Origin of the sequence: Fulvivirga ligni, assembly GCF_021389935.1 — a bacterium.
Lineage (GTDB): Bacteria > Bacteroidota > Bacteroidia > Cytophagales > Cyclobacteriaceae > Fulvivirga > Fulvivirga ligni.
Genome location: NZ_CP089979.1, coordinates 3,613,047 through 3,631,695 on the forward strand (window position 1 = coordinate 3,613,047; position 18,649 = coordinate 3,631,695).

Consider the following 18,649-nt stretch of genomic DNA (forward strand, 5'->3'; position numbering starts at 1 on the left):
ACATGAAATTAGATAAAAAAACAGAACGAATTGCTATTAGTTTGCTTGATAAGGGGTATAAGAATGCTGCCAACTCATTTTCTGCTTTAACGAACGATGGAATTACCATAAAACCAGCCAGAATTGAAATTTTACAAAATGACTGGCGGGTTTTGCAAAATCTGAAATCTGAAGATGAATTGATATTATTAACCACCTCAATGATGGGAGAATTGGCCGGAAAAAGTTATCTTATATTTAACAGGCGCGAGGCAGATGAAATTCATGCAGCTTGCATGCCGCCCAAAGATAATGAGCAGGCCAAGATGATGGAAACGGAGGCTATTCTCATGGAATTGGATAATATCCTTTCAGCCGCTGTTATCACTGAATTCTCTAATTATCTTGGGGTTTCTATTTATGGAGATGTACCTCATTTATCCCGAATTAGTCACCATGACTTGGTGGATAAGTTAACCCATGATTTAAAAGATACAGGCATAGAAGACTGTTTCATCATGGCAGATACCGAATTTGTTTCAGAAAACAATTCAAAATTAAGACCCCAGTTTATCTGGAAATTAACCTCAGACTTTCTAGATAGAATTGGAAGTGTAGATACCAGACAAAAAGATCTTGTGTGATGAAATCCTTTAACGAATACATAAGCGCTGCTGCAATAATTACTACTGTAGTAGCAGTAGAGTTCATATTTCATAATTCCTGGCTTACGTCAGGACTTATTATTGCTGCAGCATCATTATGTATTTGGTCGAAGTATCGGTCTCATGAAGCCTTGGAGGAGCAGACTAAAACTAGAAAAATAGTAGAGAAAGGAATGAACGAGGCGTCAAGGGTGATTGCTAATCTAGGCAAGGAGGGAGAAAGGCAATTTTCTGTACTTGATGAAGAAAATGAATTAACCAAAGCTATTCTAAGGGTTGATGCTGATATGAAACGCTTCAACGAAGAAGAGCAAAAGAGAAATTGGAGGATTGAGGGGTTGGCAAAGTTTAGTGAGCTTTTAAGATCACATGATAAAAATGTAGAGCAGTTATCAGAAGATATAATTACTAATTTGGTGAGATATATCTCTGGTAATCAAGGCGGATTGTTTGTTCATAAGAACGATGAGATGGGTGAATATCTTGAGTTAACCGCCTGTTATGCTTATGATAAGGTTCGAATAAGGGAAAAGAGGATAGAGATAGGGCAAGGGCAAATTGGTCAGTGTTACTTAGAGAAAGAAACAGTCTACTTACTGGATGTGCCAGAAGATTATGTTACGATAACCTCTGGATTGGGGCAGTCAACGGCTAGAAATGTTGTACTTGTTCCATTAAAATTGAACGAAACTGTTTACGGTATAATTGAATTAGCTTCTTTCAATGCCTTTCCTGCATATAGGATAAAGTTTTTAGAGCAGCTGGGTGAAAATATAGCCTCAGTGTTCGCTTCAATGAGAAATAATGACCATACCACTCATTTACTTCAAGAGGCTCAGACTTTAACTACTGAGTTGCAGTCTAGGGAAGAGGAAATGAGGCAGAATATGGAAGAACTCAGTGCTACTCAGGAAGAGATGAGTCGCAAGCAATCTGAGCTGGATGGAATTGTTGGGGGTATCAACAGCACGATGGGCTTAATTGAGTTAAATACTTCAGGCAAGATCGTTCATTCCAATACTATTATATCTGAAATTCTTGAGTATTCTGAATCAGAATTGAGACTAAGGACTTATAATGATATAATTGGTATGGAAGATACCAATAGGGATTTTCTTAGGGAGATATGCAGCTGTCAAAAAGATACAAAACATTATCAGACCAGATCAAAAACAGGAAAGCCTAAATGGCTTTCGGTTTCATTTTCTCCAATACAGGACAATGCCGGGGAAACAAGTAAAATTCTTGGATTGGTAAGAGATATTACCTCCCGCAAACTCAAAGATCTGGAATTTGAAAAACTATCTCTTGTAGCTGATAATACCAATAATGCAGTAATTATATCTGATAAAAATGGCCTGATTGAATATGTAAATAAAGGGTTTACTGATATGACTGGCTATAAAGAGTATGAAGTAGTGGGGAGAAAACCAGGTTCGTTTCTTCAGGGAATTGATACTAACAAAGACACTATAAGCAGAATAAGGGAAGGACTTTTAAGAGAGGAGTCGGTTTACGAAGAGATTCTTAATTATAAGAAAACGGGAGAGAGTTATTGGATCTCTATGGCTATCAATCCAGTATTTGATAAAGACGGCAATATTGATAAATTCATTTCTATTCAAGCAGATATTACTGATACGAAGAAGCAAGCTTTAGATTATCAGTACAAGCTCAATGCGATAAGTAAATCAAATGCTATAGTTGAGTTTGATGTTGAGGGTAGGATGATTGATGTTAATGAAAACTTCCTTAAAATAGTTGGTTATACCAGGGATGAAGTTATTGGTAATCATCATGAAATGTTTGTTTCAAGAGATGAGAAATCTTCATCAGCCTATTTGGACTTTTGGAGAAAGCTTAAGAAAGGAGAGGTATTAAGTGATGAGTTTTTGCGCATTCGCAAAGATGGAGAAGAGGTTCATCTAAAAGGCATTTATAATCCTATTTTCGATATAAATGGGAAACCATACAAGATTGTGAAGTTCGTAACGGACATTACCCAGCAAAAAATCTTGAAGTTTGAAAAGCGTAAGCAGGAGGTGGAGTTGGCTAACCAAATGGAAGCGATCAATAAGACTATTGCTACAGCTGAGTTCGATTTAGATGGCCATTTGAGGAAAACCAATGAGATTTTTGATGGGATCACTGGAATAGACCTTACAGTGAATAATAAAATTCATTATTCAGACATTATCCCGCCGAGCGAGCTCCTAAAACCACAGACAGAGCTAATGTGGACTAATTTAAAAGATGGTAAATTCTTCAGTGGAGAATTCAAACTGAAGGATGTAAATGGCAAGGAGCTATGGTTAGTTGGTACTTTCAATCCCATAAATGACATCAGTGGCAAGCCTTATAAGGTGATGATGTATGCTCAGTTTACCACCCAGGAAAAGGAAAAGCAAAAAGACCTTGTGGGAATTGTTAATGCGATGAAGAGTACTACGCCAGTAATGGAGTTACACCCAGATGGCACCTTCAAAAATGGTAACACATTATTTATGGAGTTTTTTGGATACAATCGAATCGAATTACGAAGAAAACCTTTTCATGAGTTTGTTGACGGTGGAACACCTGCCATCATCAAAGGAATAATCAAGGAAATTAAGCAGAATAACTTTTTGGAAAGAGAATTCACATTTATCAATTCTGATGGAGAAAAGAAGGATTTTCAAATTTCATACAGTGCTATATATGATTTGGAGGATAAGCTATCGAAGATAGTGACTATTTTAATTGAGAGGAGTAAGGTAATAAAATCAGATCATCATGAACGTTACTAAGGCAGAGTTAGATTCATTCACTAATGTACTTTTTCAAAAGTATGGCTTCGATTTTACTTGCTATGAACCGCAATCATTATTGCGGAGAGTCAATAGAGTTCTGCATGTGTTTAAAGTAAATAGCGTACATGAGCTTTGGATTATGATGCTGCAGGATAGAAATCTGGTGTATAGCTTTATGGATCAGATTAGTGTAGGTCTAACCTCCATGTTCAGAGATCCACAAGTTTGGATAGAGCTCAAGACGCTTCTTTCTAACTATTCTGTGAATAGAAAGATAAGAGTCTGGAATGCAGGCTGTTCCACCGGAGAAGAGGTTTATACATTAGCCATTCTACTTGATGAGTTAAATATGCTCGATAACGTAGAGATATTAGCTACTGATATGAACCAGACAGCGATGCAGGAAGCTAAGAAAGGCATTTACCACAAGGTGAAAATGCTTGATTATGAAAAGAATTATAAAGTTTTTAACAAATTTTCTTCCTTCAGTAGATATTACGATACTGATGATAAACACATCATTATGAAAGATTACTTACTGAAAAATGTAAGATTTCAGTATCATAATCTTATCACAGATGCATTCCCAGGAGAGTTTGACTTTATTTTTAATAGAAATGTTCTGATCTATTTTGATCAGCGCATGAAAGAAAAGTTGGTGAACAAGTTTTATAATCACTTAAAGCCGGATGGATACTACATCATGGGCTTCTATGACTCTATGCTGTCAGACCAACAAAAGCAAAAATATAATACTACTCTCTCAAATCTCAGGGTATTTTCAAAATACCCTATCCCACAAGATATTTCCCAGGTGAGTGCTTAAGCACGCTAAATGCTTCTCTATGTGCTAATGCTAATTCTTTCAAAGAAAGATCATAGAGATTGTCAAATAATTCTACCTGGTTATCACATAGCTCCGACTGTCTGAGCATTGCGATAATGCTTTTTATGTACTCTAATTTCATAGGTTTGGAGTTAAGTTAAACCTAATATACACATTTATTTTTAAAAATCATGTGTGTAATATATTAATACAAAAGTAATTATTTTATTTATTTTTCTGAGTGAAAAATAGGATTATTAATGCTGGGAGCAATGTTAGGTCTATTATGAGGGCGAAAATCAATGTAAGACTTATGAGTAAACCAGTATAAAACGTTCCTCCAAAAGAGGAAAGTAGCAGGATCAAAAAAACCGCCTGATAAAATGATACTTGTTACCACAATAGCCTTACCAGTAGAGAGATAGGTTCGCTTCAACGCATAAAGTATAGACTTACCTTTTGACAATTCCATTCTAAATTTACTAGTAAAATGAATGGTGTCATCCACTGCTATTCCGAAGGCAATAGTAAATATAATTGAGGTACTCAGTTTTAGGGTGATAGCGAAGATTCCCATAAGTCCAGCTACTATCAGTAGTGGAATAATGTTAGGTACCAGGGTAATAATTATCATTTTGAATGATTTAAAGAGAAAGCCTGCAATAAGCGCAACGGATATAAAGGCTATTCCCAAGCCTATAAACATATTTTTTGCCAGATATTCGTTATTCTTATCAATGAGGTTAGAGGTGCCTGTAACTTGAAATTTCACTATTGAATTATCGGTATTGGCTTTAATAAAATTTCTTAAATCTTCAGTTCTCTTAAGCGATAAAGAACTTCCAATGTCACCCACTCTCATGCTTATTCTGCCAATTTTATGATCCTCACTTAGCAGGTTTGAGGGGAGTTTATTTCGATATCTCTTAAGTGCTTGATCTATTTTTTTCCAGTCTTTAACATTATTGGGTAGAGTATATTCCGTAGACACACCTCCATTTAAAGCTTGATTTACACCTTTTATGAAACTAACTGGCGATATAATATTTCCAGCTTTAAAATCTGATTTCAGATAGGCTTCAAGTTTATCCATTTCGATGATAACCTCAGGATCTAGTACATCGTGATCGGAATCTACTGTAGCTGTAAGCTCAAATGGTCTGGAGCCCCCGAAATTCTTATCAAAGAATGTAAAGTCTTTCTTCAAGGGGGCATCATCTGGTAAATCTTCAATGAGATAGGTATTGATATGTATTTTGGAAATACCAAATAGAGAAAGAATAGCCAGAGTAAATGAGATGATGAGAATAGGTTTTCTTTGAATCATCACCCATTTAAAAGATTTACTTAGAAATCCTGACCAGGTAGCCTGCTGATTTTTCTTGTCAGAAATTTTTGGTTTTGGTACGATGAGCAGGCACGCGGGTAACAGTGTAAAGGCTACCACATAAGCTATAAATACTCCAAGCGCCGTATATGTCCCAAATTCCTTGATAGGTTGGATGCTGGCGGTGAGTAAGGTTAGAAAACCAATAGAGGTAGTAAGAGACGTTAAAAATGTGGCTAGACCAACCTCCCGAACTGTGGATTTTACAGCTTCGATTTTGCTAAATCCATTACGCAATTGTTCTATATATCGAGTAAGGATATGTACTACATCAGACATGCCCACCACAAACATAATAGTTGGTAAAAGCACCATTAAAATATCTAGTGTTTTGCCCGTAAGTGCCATAATTCCCAGTATCCAAATAGTGGAAAGCATAACTATGATCAAGGGTACTAAAACGGCCCACCAGGTTCTGAAGGAAATAAGTAGGAAAACCATGACCAACAGCACTGAAGCAGATAGAAATACGGCTAGTTCCTTCTGCATCTTGGTTATAAATATGCCTTGCGCGTAAGTTTTTCCGGCTACATGGTAATCGTCAAATCCTAAAGTGTTTAGCTGAGTTATAACCTTATCTACCAGATCGTCTGCAGAGGTTTTATCCTTTAAAATATCATGTCTGATAACTATAATTGTAGCATTTCCTTCATTGTTAATGAAGTTCTCTTTCAGATTAGGGATGTTGTAAAGTCGAGTGCTGTCAGCTTTCAGTCTGGTTGAGGAAAGGTGGACCAGGGGTATCTGAAAAAGACCGGCCTTACTAATGACAGGAGTTTCAAAGTTGGTAAGCGATGTGACAGTATTAATCTCCTCAACGGCTTCCAGAGAATCCGTTAGCTGCTTTACATTCGATAGAAAAGTACTGTCAAAGACAGAGCCATCATTACTAAGACCTATTAGTAGATAATTATTGTCATTCTCAAAAATCTTCTCGAATTCCTGATAATATGCCAACTCTGGATCATCAGTAGGAAAGAAGCTTTCAAAAACGTAGTTAAATTTTAAATCTTTAAGAAAATAGCCAAATAGGATTGTGAAGAATGCTATGCCAATGAATACTAGACTCAGGTACTTTTTTGTCATGCGGCAAAATTATACAAGCATAGGCAGCAATTTGATTATTAGGTTTAAAAAGTGATTATCTTTTTGCTTTAATCAATTGAGCCATATTGAGCTTGGCCAGTAGCATGTCCTTATTTGGAAGTTCTACACCTTCCACCCAGTGGGCAACTTCTTTAATTTCCTTGTCGGTAAATGGAATATATTCAATAGACCCGTCATAATAATCTTTAACGGCTTGAATGATACGCTGGCGTTTAGGGCTGAAAAAATGTTTAATCATATAGAAATCCAGTTATTTGAATTAAAGCCCGTATTTAAGTATATGCATTTTATATAATAAAAATCAGATTATCAACATTTTAGATTATTTAATTTAAATAAATACTTCTATAGTTAATATTTCTGAGCTAGGGAGGGATTATCATCATATAAGTGTATTTAAAGATGTTAATCCTTATCTTCGCTATTTATAAAACTACATGTTTTAACTTTTGTTTGAATAATTTAAGGAGCGCAAAATGAGGCAATATTTAAACTTGATGAAAGATATTTTGGATAATGGTGTCCAAAAAGACGATAGAACGGGTACAGGAACTTTAAGTGTCTTTGGTAGGCAGTTAAGGTTCGATCTTTCGGAAGGTTTTCCCTTATTGACAACTAAAAAGCTTCACATAAGATCTATTGTCCATGAGCTGCTGTGGTTCTTAAGTGGAGATACCAACATCAAGTACTTAAAAGATAATGGCGTATCCATCTGGGATGAATGGGCAGATGAGAACGGAGATCTAGGTCCTGTTTATGGTTCTCAATGGAGAAGTTGGCCCACACCTAATGATGGCAAGGTTGATCAAATTGCCCAGGTAATCGAGCAAATAAAGAAGAACCCAAACAGTAGAAGGCATATAGTAAGTGCGTGGAATCCTGCTGAGGTTGATGAAATGGCCCTGCCGCCATGCCATGCTCTTTTTCAGTTTTATGTGGCCGATGGTAAGCTTTCATGTCAGCTTTATCAGAGAAGTGCTGATTACTTTCTTGGTGTACCATTTAATATAGCATCTTATGCATTATTAGTGCATATGTTTGCCCAGCAGTGTGATCTTGAGCCTGGAGAATTTGTCTGGACCGGAGGTGATGTACATCTTTATTCTAATCATATAGAACAAGCTAATTTACAGCTGAGCAGAGAGCCAATGAGCCTACCTCAACTAGTAATTCAGCGTAAGCCAGAGTCCATTTTTGATTATAAGTATGAAGACTTTAAAATTGAAAATTATGAGGCTCATCCTTCGATTAAAGCGCCTATAGCGGTATAATTAACTCGAGTAAACTTTTTTTAGCAGCTCAATGTGGTCTTTTTTCATGTTGAGCTGAGTACTTTCCAAGCTGGTGGCTAATTTAATTCCTAAGCTATTGGTAAGGAAGACCAGGTCGGCTAATTTTATATCTTCTAAAGGTATTTCTACTTCCTTCACTTCCATATCATGATGGCGTAGTTCATTCATCAGATGAGCTCGCCTTACACCTGCAACACAACCTGTATTGAGTGAGGGTGTATACACAATATTTTCCTTTATCCAGAATATATTAGATGAAATACACTCACTTATGTTTCCATTTGTGTCTGTTATGATTAGTTCATCTACATCTTTTTCATTTTTCTCTTGGGAGCCAATTATATAAGGGAGACTATTAAGTTTTTTATATTGTGACATATGCCATGCGTAGTTCGTAACCTTTTCACTAAGCCCTAATGAAATTTCTGGAAAACCTACTGAGACATGTGAAAGTGCCTTAGCTGTGATGAGGCTATTGGCTTCAGTATTATTACTGCTATAGCCTATCTGACCCTCATGTTGTCTCCAGATGATCAATTTAACTCTGGCGGTTTGCTCTGCGAGATCATTTCTATTTATTAAATCAATAAGTGGTACCTGATTATCTCTTAAGCTAAGGATGCTTTCAGGTAAGCTCAGGTTCATAGCAGACGCACCAGCCGATAGTCTTTCCAGATGATAGTTAAGAAGCCGCGGTTTATGATCTGAGAATAGTATAGTTTCGAAGAGACCGTCGCCAAATTGTAAAGCCCGATCATTAAGATTTAGCAAGATTTTATCTTCAATCCATTTATGGTTATATAAAGCAATCATTAATCAAGGATATTTATCAGAGATGCGCCTTTCACAGGTATTTAGTAATTTAATAAAAAGTTCATCATCCAAATTTGAATTTTATAATGGTTTTAAACCATTCATACTTTTAAATATAATTGCAGTAAAATTATCATTAATATTGAAATTGAGAATATGGCAGAGAAAAGTAGCGTGTTTGATATGATTGGTCCGGTGATGATAGGGCCGTCTAGTTCTCATACAGCAGGAGTGGTAAGGATTGCTCGTGCGGCGATTAGAGTTTTAGGAGGCAGACCTGATAAATCGGTAATTACTTTCTATAACTCTTTTGCCAAAACTTATGAAGGGCATGGAAGTGATAAGGCCATTATAGCCGGCCTTATGGACTATAAAACGGATGACCCTAGAATAAAGCAAGCGCTTGAAATAGCGGAAGCGGAAAAGATGGAATATGCATTTAAGTCCGTAGGAAATGCTTCAGTTTATCATCCGAACACTATTAAACTCAATCTCCAAAAGGGAGATAAAAAAGTTGAAATAATAGGAGAGAGTAAAGGTGGGGGGCTTATTAATATAGCTGAATTTGACGGTTTTAATGCAGATTTTTCTGCCAGCCTTCATACCCTTATATTAAAAGCTGACGACGTAAAAGGTAGTATTGCCTATATCGCTAACATTCTCTCTCATGACGATTGTAACATCGCCACCATGTCAGTTTCCCGAAAAGGTAAGAATGATCTCGCCTGTTTGGTCATAGAAATGGACAGTGGAATTAAAGAAGTTACGTTGGCTTATATAGAAAGCCTTAAATGGGTAAAAGAAGTAATTTATATACCAGATATTGATTTGTAAATAAAGATGCATATGAAAGCAGTTAGATTGCTTATTTTTTTAATGATTATAAGTTCAGGGGCATTTGCTCAGGATACACTGAAAGTTAATCGGTGGACACTTCCTGAGTGTATTGATTATGCCATGGGACATAACCTCAACATTCGAAGATCTATGCTTGATCTCCAAAGTCAGGAGATTGAACTTAGGCAATCTAAATTGGCTAAGCTTCCGGATTTAAATGGTAACTCTCAATATGGGTTTAGCTGGGGTAGATCTATTGACCCTACAACTAACCTTTTCGTTGAAAATGAGCGAATAGCCTCGGGTAGTGCTAGTTTATCAAGTAGCGTACTTCTTTTTAATGGTTTCAGGCTGAGAAATACGGTTTATCAAAATAAGTATGCCCTTAATTCTGCTGAAGAGAATTTACAAGCCAATAAGAATGATGTTGCTCTGGGTGTTTCTAGTTACTATATCAATGTGCTGTTTACTAAAGAATTATTAGAAAATGCTCGAAAGCAGCTAAACAGTACTGATGAGCAGGTAACTATTACTCAAAAACAAGTGGATGCGGGTGCACTCGCCAGATCTAACTTATTGGATATTCTGGCCCAGAAGGCTACTAATGAGCTTAATATTGTTACTGCGGAAAATGATTATACTACTGCCAAAATTCAGTTGAAGCAGTTATTGCAATTACCTCCTGAAGAACAAATTGATATCGTTATTCCAGAAATCGATACTGCTTCTATTAATCCTTTAATGGATGAAACACCAATTCAAATTTATGAAACTGCTCTGAATGGATGGCCAAGCATTAAAGCTGCAGAGTATAATAGCATGAGTTCTGAGTATGCAGTTAGAGCTTCAAAAGGCTTTCTTTATCCATCACTTTCATTGAATGGAGGATTTTACACAAGATATTCTGATGCTGCAGATCAACTAAGATTTGTTCCCGATGGCGGAAATCCTGTAATTATAGAGCAAAATCCCGTGATTGGATATATCGATGATGGTAGTCTTACAGAGGTTCGTTCGATCGATAACTTGACTAGACCTTCAGGTACTTATTATGATGGCTACTCATTTGGTGATCAGGTAGATGATAACCTTAGTAGATCAATTAATCTTAATTTAAGTATTCCTATTTTCAATGGTTTTTCGGCTAGGGCTGGTGTTCAGCGCTCAGTAATAAACCAAAAAAGAGCAGAGATTAACGAGAAGGATGTTAAATACCAGCTTTGGCAAAATATAGAGCAGGCTTATAATGATGTAGTGGCAGCTGCAAAATCATATAAAGTTTCTCAAATACAAGTAGAAGCCAGACAGGAATCATTTAGGGTGATTAAACAGAGATATGAAAACGGTGCGGCTAACTTCACTGACTTTCAAATAGCTGAGAATCAGCTTTTTCAAGCTAATTCGGATTTGCTTAGGGCAAAATATGATTATGTATTCAAACTCAAAGTATTAGACTTTTATCAGGGTAAAAAAATAGAATTTTAAATCACGATGGCAAAAAGACAAAAATCAAATAAATGGATTTACTGGTTGATAGGAGGTTTCGGACTCCTGATTGTTCTGTTGGTCGCCGCAAAATCTGCGGGATTAATAGGCAAGGCCAATGAACTTGAAGTAGACGTATCCAAAGCTAAACTTGTTTCCATTACTGAAAAAGTAAGTGCTTCAGGTATGGTTCAGCCCGTGGTTGAAGTAAAACTGAGCCCTGAAGTTTCTGGTGAGTTAATAGAACTTAATGTGGAAGAAGGTGACTCAGTAAGTGAAGGACAGATCTTAGCGAAAATAAGACCTGATAATTTTGAGGCAGCGGTGGAGCAATCAGCCGCTTCTTTAAATCAGCAGAGAGCTAACCAGGCATCTTCACAAGCAGCATTGTCAAGAGCTGAGGCTACTTTCAAAAGAGCTGAGTTAGACTACCAGAGACAAGAGAAGCTATATAAAGAGCAGGTTATCTCTGAGGCAGATTGGCAATTGGCGCAGCAAAACTATGATGTGGCTAAAAATGATCTTAAGTCAGCTCAGAAGTCTTTAGAGGCGGCCAGATATATAGTAAAAAGTAGTGTGGCCTCTTTAAGTCAGACACAAGAGAACCTGAGAAGAACTACAGTTACAGCTCCTATGAGTGGTACAGTATCTAAGCTTAATGTGGAGCAAGGTGAAACGGTATTGGGAACTCAGCAGTTTCAAGGTACTGAGATCATGAGAATAGCTGATCTTAACAAAATGGAAGTAAGAGTGGATGTGAATGAGAATGACATCATTCGTGTAGCTCTTGGAGATACTGCCATTATTGATGTAGATGCTTATTCGCACTTGGAAAAGGAATTTAAGGGCATAGTTACTTCTATTGCTAATACGGCTAATGAAAAAGCCAGTGCAGATGCGGTTACGGAGTTTGAAGTAAGAATCAGAATATTGAACTCTTCTTATGCTGATTTAGTGAAAGAAGGAAATAAGTTTCCGTTCAGACCAGGTATGACCGCTAGTGTTGATGTGATCACTAACAGTAAAAACAATGTCCTTTCTGTGCCATTATCATCGGTAACTACGAGAGATCCTAACAAGAAGAGATTTAGTGCAGATGAAGAAGGTGAAGATGATCAGCCTAAGAAAGATGAGGATACTAAGAGCAAAGTAGGAGAAGAGGTAAAAGAGGTTATATTCGTAAATGAAGCCGGAGTAGCAAAAATGAGAGAGGTGAAAACTGGTATCAGCGATTATGATAACATCGAAATTTTAGAAGGAGTTAAAGAAGGTGAAGAGGTGATCAGTGGTCCATTCTTGGCGGTATCTAAGCGTCTTGAAGACGGTAAGAAGGTGAAGGCTAACGGAGCTGAGAAGAAGGAGAAGAAAGCCGATAATGATGAGGAAAAGGAAGAATAACAACTTCTGATCATAAATGAAATACAAAAGAGCCTGGCATGTTGTCAGGCTCTTTTTCGTTATTCTGGAATTAGTTAGAAAGATAATTCCATTGTGCTATTTTTGTTTTTTTGAAAAAGTAAATGATTCACAATTTGGGAAACCCAGTGAAAATATCTGGAGTCATAATTACCTACAATGAGGAGCGGAATATAGCCGCCTGCATCGATTCAATGCAGGATGTGGTGGATGAGATTGTAGTTGTAGATTCACTAAGTACAGACAATACCGTTGCCATAGCTGAGAAATATGGAGCGAAAATTATAAGCCATGCTTTTGATGGCCATATTCAGCAAAAGAACTTTGCCATGAAACAGGCTTCGAATGACATTATTCTTTCATTGGATGCTGATGAGCGAGTTTCTGAAGATATGAAAGCTTCCATTTTAAAGGTAAAGAATAGTTGGGATGCCGATGGCTATGTGTTTAACCGGTTGAATAACTATTGCGGCGCATGGCTTAAATATTCATGGTATCCGGATAAGAAGCTGAGACTTTGGGATAGAACAAAAGGGCAATGGGGAGGAACTAATCCTCATGATAAGGTGATTGTAGAAGGGAAGATTAAAAAACTCAAAGGAGATATCCTTCATTATGCCTATGAGAATCTTGAGGAGCATTATGAGCAGATCAAAAAGTTTGCAATTATTGCTGCACATGCTAAGTATGAAAAAGGAAAAAATGCCAATTTTGTGCTGCAAGTAATATTTAGTCCGCTCTATAAATTCTTCAGAAAGTATATTTTGAGGTTAGGATTTTTAGATGGCTATTATGGATTTATCTTCAGCGGTTTAACTTCATATTTAAACTTTATGAAGTATCTCAGATTATGGGAGCTGAATAGAAACGCTAAACGAAAATGATACAGGATAAGAAAATATCAGTAATAATGGCCACTTACAATATGCCGGAGTGGTTGGAAAAGGTGCTTTGGGGCTATGAAAATCAGACTTTTAAGCACTTCGAAGTCATTATAGCTGATGATGGTAGTGGAGAAGATACTCGTGAAATAATTGAGCGTTTTAAAAAGGAATCGGCCCTCGATATCGTGCATCTATGGCATGAAGATCAGGGTTATAGAAGACAAACTATTCTTAATGTAGCCATTCAGAAGGCAAAGTATGACTACATCCTTTTCACTGATGGTGACTGCATACCGAGAGCTGATTTTGTGGAAACACATGCTATTTATATGGAAAAAGGCCGTTTCCTTTCCGGTGGCTATTGTAAACTATCCATGGATGTAAGCAAGGCCATTACCAGAGATGATGTGAATAGCCAAAGATGTTTTGATATTGATTGGCTGAAGAGTCAGGGTTTTCAGGGTACATCTCAATTTAGGAAATTAGGAGCTCAAGGAAAATGGGCTAATTTTCTTGATTTCGTAACTCCTGCCAATGCCTCATTCAACAATTGTAATAGCTCGGCTTATAAAGCGGACTTACTTCATATTAATGGTTATGATGAAAGAATGCGTTATGGAGGGCCAGACCGTGAAATAGGTGAGAGGCTTGAAAACTATGGTGTGAAAGGCAAGCAGATCAGGCACCGTGCCATCTGTGTGCATCTTGATCATGCCAGAGGATATAAAACAAAAGAATCTTTAGAAGCTAACCTGGCTATTAGAAAGAATACCCGAAAGAATAAGGTTGTGAAAACATCTTATGGAATCGGTCAGAAAGAAGATTAAAATTTAGCCTGTTCATTGAACAGGCTTTTTTTATATCACTTCTGTAGCCAAGCAAAAAGCTCCATGAGCCAGGCAATGCCGATATGAATTAGCACACCTCCGAAAATACTTCGGCTTTCCAGGGCAATTACTCCTAAAATATAGCCTCCAAATATTGAGCTTATGGCTTCACCTTCAGGCTTTCCAAAATGATAGAAACAATAAGTAACTACCATTGGTATAACCACATTTCTACCACAGATGGAGCACAAAGCCAAAATCATGAATCCGCGGTACATCAACTCAATGGTAAGGAAGTTCCAGCCATATGCCAGTTCATAAATTATGGCAGGCACCCATTCTGGAGTGCCTAATATTTTATAAGCCTGATTATCTTTATAGAGCGGGTAATAATTGGAGAAGTTATCTATGAATGAAGCTGCACCAATTAATGGAATCATCACAGCCAGCATAAACAGATAGGTTCTATAATCAAAACCTTTCACAGTCAAGCCGTAGAAGCTTTTTTGTTGCTTATCGTAATACTTGTAGAATAAGATTAGCGGAATAATGGTGGTGATAATATTCACCAGGTTTTTAGCTACTTTGCTGGCCCAGTAATAGACTCTTATGTCTACCACTTCTTTTAAAATGATATTATGGTAATGGAAAGCGGTATCAATGGCTAATATGGCCAATATCAACAGGGTCTTTATCCAATACTCTGGGCTTTTGAAAATATGCCATTGATTTTTAAAGTAGGCCATAATTACGGTGGCCGAGTAATAGGCGAAGCAGTAGAAAAGGAAATAATAAAATAGCCTTATACTTTTGCCATAATAGCTATCTAAAACGGAATCTTCAAAATCATAGTAGTAATTCACTGACATTGTGAATGTCAGAAATGCAGCTATGGTAAGGTAGTATGACCATTGAAAATCTTCCCTAAGGTGTCCCTTCAGGTATTTAATAATCTGTTTCAAACTACTGAAAATTGTTGATTAAGATATCATAAACTTTATGAACAGGGAGGCCTGCCACATTGTAAAAAGAGCCGCTCATAGCTGTCACGCCAGTCATACCAATCCACTCCTGTATACCATAGGCACCTGCTTTATCATATGGTTTGTAATTCGTGATGTAATAGTCTATTTCATCCTTAGAGAACGTTTTGAAAGTGATCTCTGTAGTATCTGAAATAATATGCTTTTGACTTTTGTCTGCAATACAGACCCCAGAACAAACCAAATGAGTTCTGCCAGACATTAGTTCGATCATTTCAAAGGCCTCATTATAGTCGGCGGGTTTTCCTAAAACTTGTTCATCTACAATAACCACTGTATCTGCGGTGAGCAAGATTTCATTATCCAGTTCTGGTAAGAAAGCATCTGCCTTTTTCTGAGCTAAAAAAGGGGCCACCTCAATGGCAGCCAGGTCAGCAGGATAGTCCTCATTGACATCTTTAGTTCTGATTTCAAAATCGAAACCAGCGGCTTTCAGTAGTTGCTGCCTTCTGGGTGACTTAGAAGCAAGAATTAATGGACTGTATAAATTCATCATCTTTAATAGAGCTAAATAAAAAACCGCAAATCACTTTAGGGTAGAAGTAAGTAGATTTTTGAGGCATAGTTTTACCACTATAGCAAACCTGTTTCACATCATCCATAGATACCTCATTGGTTATAATGGCCATCTGAGCTTCTCCGGTGATTACCTGTGTCAGGCAATCGCCCATACTTCTGTCAAAATTAATATGCTCGGAAGACCTTTGGTCTTTTCCTTTAATTCCTAATATTTTATCAATAATGAAATAGTGCATTACGGTCAGGTCAAGCTTTTTTACTTGCTCTGGAAAATCCCACGGGTTGCTATCAAGTACTTCCGGTTTAAGGCGCACTTTATAGGCATTTTCTTTGAAGATAAGACCAAAAGCCCACGGTTTACCCAAAATAACCTCATGAATGGTGTGCGCTTCTTCTACCGGCTTAATGGTACAATCGGCCGCTATCTTTTTCATGATTTCCTCTTCATCAAAATCTGATAAACCTTTGATGACCCTGTGAGTGGGTAGAATTCTTAAATCATCAGACTCAGTATTGGTGAGGAACATCATGTGGTAGTTATAACCTTCCTGACCAGTGTGATTAGGATTGTTTTTAGTCTGACTCTTTCTGTATTCTAAGGAGCCTTCATACCTATGATGTCCGTCCGCAAGGATAATCTGCTTTTCCTTAATCACTTCCAGAAATCTGCTGATAACTTTTGCATCATGGATAACACTTAAAACATCTCTAACTCCCTGATAATCTTCAGTTTCATAGAGAGGGTTTTTCATGCTTTCGTCCATATATTGCTCTAGCTCAAAAGTCTCATCGGTATATAGACCATGAGTAGGGCTTACATTAAGCTCGGTGTTTTTTAACAGTTCAATTCTATCATTTACCGCTTTTGGGATGGTGTTTTCATGCCTAAGGATTACATTTTCATCCCAATCATATGCCTTGATGTTACAGATAAAACCTTTCCTGCAGTATTTTCTTTGACTTCCAGGTAATGAGAAATGTTGGTAATAAACATAAATACCTTGTAGAGCATCTTGCTGAATGATGCCATCTGATTTCCACTGCTGCAACCTTAGTGCTGCAGCTTCTGCGGCATTATCTTCACCGGGAACGGAGAGATGAATACTATTAAGCGGATTGTTGTATAGCTTTTTTCTTTGTTTTTCTGATACTACATCAAAAAGAGGGGAGGTAAGATCTTCTATTTGAGTAATTAGTTCCGTATTATACCTCCAGGCCTTAAACGGTTTTATTTCTGCCATACTATCTTAATAATTTCTAGCTCTGCTTTTCCATTTGCTCTTTGTGGCAGAGGTAGAGACATGTTCTTGCTGATTACTTTTTTTGTTTTGTTCTATAAGCACAGTGGCAAATACAGCGGCAATTTGTTCTGCTTTTTCATCAGTATGGGCAGTGAGTACATCAGGTGTGAAATGTTGATCAACAAATTTAGTATCAAACTTACCTGAGGTGAACTCGTCATGTTTTAATACATACTTACAAAACTGAAGCGTGGTCTCAATGCCTGAAATTTCGTACTCATCTATAGCTCTGATCATTCGTTGAATAGCCTTATCACGGTCTTCATCAAAAGTAATCAGTTTGGCAATCATTGGATCGTAATAAATGGGCACTTGCATGCCTTCTTCAAAACCATCATCTACACGTACTCCAGGTCCTTGAGGTCTCTTATATATATTAAGGCGTCCTATGTCTGGCAAGAAATTGTTTTTAGGATCTTCCGCATATACTCTTACTTCTACGGCGTGTCCGTTTATGCTAAGATCTTCCTGTTTAAAACTTAGCGCCTGGCCTTCAGCAATTTTTATTTGTTCTTTTACCAAATCTAAGCCCGTAATCTGTTCTGTAACAGGGTGTTCTACCTGAAGTCTGGTGTTCATTTCCAGGAAGTAGAAATTAAGTTTATCATCTACAATAAACTCTACGGTACCAGCCCCGGTATAATTACAGGACTTAGCCACATTCACAGCGGCCTCGCCCATTTCTTTTCTTTTCTCTTCGGTAAGAATGGCAGAAGGTGCCTCTTCTATTACTTTTTGATGTCTTCTTTGTATGGAGCACTCTCTTTCAAAAAGGTGCACAATATTGCCATGAGAATCACCTAATATTTGAAACTCTATGTGCTTAGGTGAAGTCACGAATTTTTCTATAAATACGGCGCCATCACCAAAAGCTGACTTAGCTTCACTGATGGCACGATCCATCTGCTCTTCAAAATCTGCCTCTTTCTCTACTATTCTCATACCTTTACCACCACCACCGGCACTGGCTTTTATAAGAATAGGATACCCAATCTCCTGAGCTATCTTCTTAGCTTCAGGTATATCATCAATGGCTTTTTCTGTTCCCGGTACCAATGGCACATCAAACTTAGCTACGGCTGCCTTCGCCGCCAGTTTGCTACCCATGGTTTCAATGGCTTCCGGAGACGGCCCTATGAAAATAAGACCTTCTTCTTTTACTCGCTGAGCAAAAGCAGCATTCTCAGATAGGAATCCATAGCCCGGATGTATGGCATCTACGTTCAGTTTTTTACAAACTTCAATAATTTTATCTATCTGAAGATACGATTGTGCAGAGGGTGGCGGACCTATCAAAACAGCCTCATCTGCCTGCCTTACATGCAGGGCATTTCTGTCTGCTTCACTGAACACTGCAACAGTGCTAATGCCCATTTCCTGAGCAGAACGAATGATTCTTAAGGCAATTTCACCTCTGTTGGCAACGAGTATTTTTTTTATAGATGACATAGAAAACCGGGTATTGGTATATCACAATGC

General features: G+C 37.4%; 17 protein-coding genes. 9 read left to right on the forward strand and 8 right to left on the reverse strand.

Annotated features, from left to right (window positions below; all coding sequences use genetic code 11):
* Window positions 1-2: 2 nt before the first annotated feature.
* Genes LVD16_RS15445 through LVD16_RS15455 form a run of 3 tightly spaced genes read left to right on the forward strand, consistent with a single transcriptional unit; the run spans window position 3 to window position 4,259 of the window.
* Window positions 3-623, forward strand: coding sequence for a hypothetical protein (locus LVD16_RS15445; RefSeq protein WP_233769172.1), 621 nt, complete (start codon window positions 3-5; stop codon window positions 621-623).
* The gene (locus LVD16_RS15450; RefSeq protein WP_233769173.1) at window positions 623-3,430 is read left to right on the forward strand and encodes a PAS domain S-box protein; all 2,808 of its coding nucleotides are present in this window, start codon (window positions 623-625) and stop codon (window positions 3,428-3,430) included. Before LVD16_RS15445 ends, LVD16_RS15450 begins: the two co-directional genes overlap by 1 nt.
* Window positions 3,417-4,259, forward strand: coding sequence for a CheR family methyltransferase (locus LVD16_RS15455; RefSeq protein WP_233769174.1), 843 nt, complete (start codon window positions 3,417-3,419; stop codon window positions 4,257-4,259). Before LVD16_RS15450 ends, LVD16_RS15455 begins: the two co-directional genes overlap by 14 nt.
* On the opposite strand, the gene LVD16_RS15460 is transcribed toward LVD16_RS15455, so the two are convergent.
* The 3 genes from LVD16_RS15460 to LVD16_RS15470 form a co-directional block, all read right to left on the reverse strand.
* Window positions 4,225-4,401 (reverse strand): hypothetical protein, encoded by a 177-nt coding sequence (locus LVD16_RS15460; RefSeq protein ID WP_233769175.1) that lies wholly within the window; start codon window positions 4,399-4,401, stop codon window positions 4,225-4,227. The genes LVD16_RS15455 and LVD16_RS15460 overlap by 35 nt on opposite strands.
* Window positions 4,402-4,488: 87 nt before the next feature.
* Entirely contained in the window at window positions 4,489-6,732 is a 2,244-nt protein-coding gene (locus tag LVD16_RS15465; protein ID WP_233769176.1) for an efflux RND transporter permease subunit, read from the reverse strand.
* Window positions 6,733-6,787: 55 nt separating this feature from the next.
* Window positions 6,788-6,991, reverse strand: a complete 204-nt coding sequence (locus LVD16_RS15470) for a hypothetical protein (protein ID WP_233769177.1) — start codon at window positions 6,989-6,991, stop codon at window positions 6,788-6,790.
* Between the two features lie 238 nt (window positions 6,992-7,229).
* Here LVD16_RS15470 and thyA point away from each other — a divergent pair, with 238 nt between their 5' ends.
* Window positions 7,230-8,024, forward strand: a complete 795-nt coding sequence (gene thyA, locus LVD16_RS15475; RefSeq protein ID WP_233769178.1) for a thymidylate synthase — start codon at window positions 7,230-7,232, stop codon at window positions 8,022-8,024.
* Here the strand turns inward: thyA and LVD16_RS15480 are convergent, their stop codons facing one another.
* Complete coding sequence (locus LVD16_RS15480; RefSeq protein ID WP_233769179.1) at window positions 8,025-8,858, reverse strand: aminotransferase class IV; 834 nt, start codon at window positions 8,856-8,858, stop codon at window positions 8,025-8,027. It lies immediately after the preceding gene.
* Window positions 8,859-9,014: 156 nt separating this feature from the next.
* Here LVD16_RS15480 and sdaAB point away from each other — a divergent pair, with 156 nt between their 5' ends.
* From sdaAB to LVD16_RS15505, 5 genes are all read left to right on the forward strand, one after another.
* Window positions 9,015-9,692 (forward strand): L-serine ammonia-lyase, iron-sulfur-dependent subunit beta, encoded by a 678-nt coding sequence (gene sdaAB / locus LVD16_RS15485; RefSeq protein WP_233769180.1) that lies wholly within the window; start codon window positions 9,015-9,017, stop codon window positions 9,690-9,692.
* A gap of 12 nt (window positions 9,693-9,704) precedes the next feature.
* On the forward strand, window positions 9,705-11,180 hold the full coding sequence (locus LVD16_RS15490; RefSeq protein ID WP_233769181.1) for a TolC family protein: 1,476 nt from the start codon (window positions 9,705-9,707) through the stop codon (window positions 11,178-11,180).
* A gap of 6 nt (window positions 11,181-11,186) precedes the next feature.
* Window positions 11,187-12,578 (forward strand): efflux RND transporter periplasmic adaptor subunit, encoded by a 1,392-nt coding sequence (locus LVD16_RS15495; protein ID WP_233769182.1) that lies wholly within the window; start codon window positions 11,187-11,189, stop codon window positions 12,576-12,578.
* Between the two features lie 122 nt (window positions 12,579-12,700).
* Window positions 12,701-13,480 carry a glycosyltransferase family 2 protein gene (locus LVD16_RS15500; protein ID WP_233769183.1) on the forward strand — a complete coding sequence of 260 codons (780 nt, stop codon included), beginning with the start codon at window positions 12,701-12,703 and terminating at the stop codon, window positions 13,478-13,480.
* Window positions 13,477-14,307, forward strand: coding sequence for a glycosyltransferase family 2 protein (locus LVD16_RS15505; RefSeq protein WP_233769184.1), 831 nt, complete (start codon window positions 13,477-13,479; stop codon window positions 14,305-14,307). Before LVD16_RS15500 ends, LVD16_RS15505 begins: the two co-directional genes overlap by 4 nt.
* A 35-nt stretch (window positions 14,308-14,342) precedes the next feature.
* Here the strand turns inward: LVD16_RS15505 and LVD16_RS15510 are convergent, their stop codons facing one another.
* From LVD16_RS15510 to accC, 4 genes are read right to left on the reverse strand one after another with little or no spacing between them, the layout of a single operon-like run.
* Window positions 14,343-15,269: a CPBP family glutamic-type intramembrane protease gene (locus LVD16_RS15510; protein ID WP_233769185.1), complete on the reverse strand. Its 927-nt coding sequence runs from the start codon at window positions 15,267-15,269 to the stop codon at window positions 14,343-14,345.
* Between the two features lies 1 nt (window position 15,270).
* On the reverse strand, window positions 15,271-15,846 hold the full coding sequence (locus LVD16_RS15515) for a Maf family nucleotide pyrophosphatase (protein WP_233769186.1): 576 nt from the start codon (window positions 15,844-15,846) through the stop codon (window positions 15,271-15,273).
* A complete protein-coding gene (locus tag LVD16_RS15520; protein ID WP_233769187.1) occupies window positions 15,809-17,110 on the reverse strand; it encodes a DUF1015 domain-containing protein in 1,302 nt (433 codons plus the stop codon). The genes LVD16_RS15515 and LVD16_RS15520 overlap by 38 nt, the downstream gene beginning before the upstream one ends.
* 6 nt (window positions 17,111-17,116) lie before the next feature.
* Window positions 17,117-18,619 carry an acetyl-CoA carboxylase biotin carboxylase subunit gene (accC, locus tag LVD16_RS15525; RefSeq protein ID WP_233769188.1) on the reverse strand — a complete coding sequence of 501 codons (1,503 nt, stop codon included), beginning with the start codon at window positions 18,617-18,619 and terminating at the stop codon, window positions 17,117-17,119.
* Window positions 18,620-18,649 lie beyond the last annotated feature (30 nt).

Excerpts from the sequence above, each read along its gene's own strand:
- LVD16_RS15445 (WP_233769172.1), top strand. The coding sequence starts at position 3 with ATGAAATTAGATAAAAAAACAGAACGAATTGCTATTAGTTTGCTTGAT.
- LVD16_RS15450 (WP_233769173.1), top strand. The coding sequence starts at position 623 with ATGAAATCCTTTAACGAATACATAAGCGCTGCTGCAATAATTACTACT.
- LVD16_RS15455 (WP_233769174.1), top strand. The coding sequence starts at position 3,417 with ATGAACGTTACTAAGGCAGAGTTAGATTCATTCACTAATGTACTTTTT.
- LVD16_RS15460 (WP_233769175.1), bottom strand. The coding sequence starts at position 4,401 with ATGAAATTAGAGTACATAAAAAGCATTATCGCAATGCTCAGACAGTCG.
- LVD16_RS15465 (WP_233769176.1), bottom strand. The coding sequence starts at position 6,732 with ATGACAAAAAAGTACCTGAGTCTAGTATTCATTGGCATAGCATTCTTC.
- LVD16_RS15470 (WP_233769177.1), bottom strand. The coding sequence starts at position 6,991 with ATGATTAAACATTTTTTCAGCCCTAAACGCCAGCGTATCATTCAAGCC.
- thyA (WP_233769178.1), top strand. The coding sequence starts at position 7,230 with ATGAGGCAATATTTAAACTTGATGAAAGATATTTTGGATAATGGTGTC.
- LVD16_RS15480 (WP_233769179.1), bottom strand. The coding sequence starts at position 8,858 with ATGATTGCTTTATATAACCATAAATGGATTGAAGATAAAATCTTGCTA.
- sdaAB (WP_233769180.1), top strand. The coding sequence starts at position 9,015 with ATGGCAGAGAAAAGTAGCGTGTTTGATATGATTGGTCCGGTGATGATA.
- LVD16_RS15490 (WP_233769181.1), top strand. The coding sequence starts at position 9,705 with ATGAAAGCAGTTAGATTGCTTATTTTTTTAATGATTATAAGTTCAGGG.
- LVD16_RS15495 (WP_233769182.1), top strand. The coding sequence starts at position 11,187 with ATGGCAAAAAGACAAAAATCAAATAAATGGATTTACTGGTTGATAGGA.
- LVD16_RS15500 (WP_233769183.1), top strand. The coding sequence starts at position 12,701 with ATGATTCACAATTTGGGAAACCCAGTGAAAATATCTGGAGTCATAATT.
- LVD16_RS15505 (WP_233769184.1), top strand. The coding sequence starts at position 13,477 with ATGATACAGGATAAGAAAATATCAGTAATAATGGCCACTTACAATATG.
- LVD16_RS15515 (WP_233769186.1), bottom strand. The coding sequence starts at position 15,846 with ATGATGAATTTATACAGTCCATTAATTCTTGCTTCTAAGTCACCCAGA.
- LVD16_RS15520 (WP_233769187.1), bottom strand. The coding sequence starts at position 17,110 with ATGGCAGAAATAAAACCGTTTAAGGCCTGGAGGTATAATACGGAACTA.
- accC (WP_233769188.1), bottom strand. The coding sequence starts at position 18,619 with ATGTCATCTATAAAAAAAATACTCGTTGCCAACAGAGGTGAAATTGCC.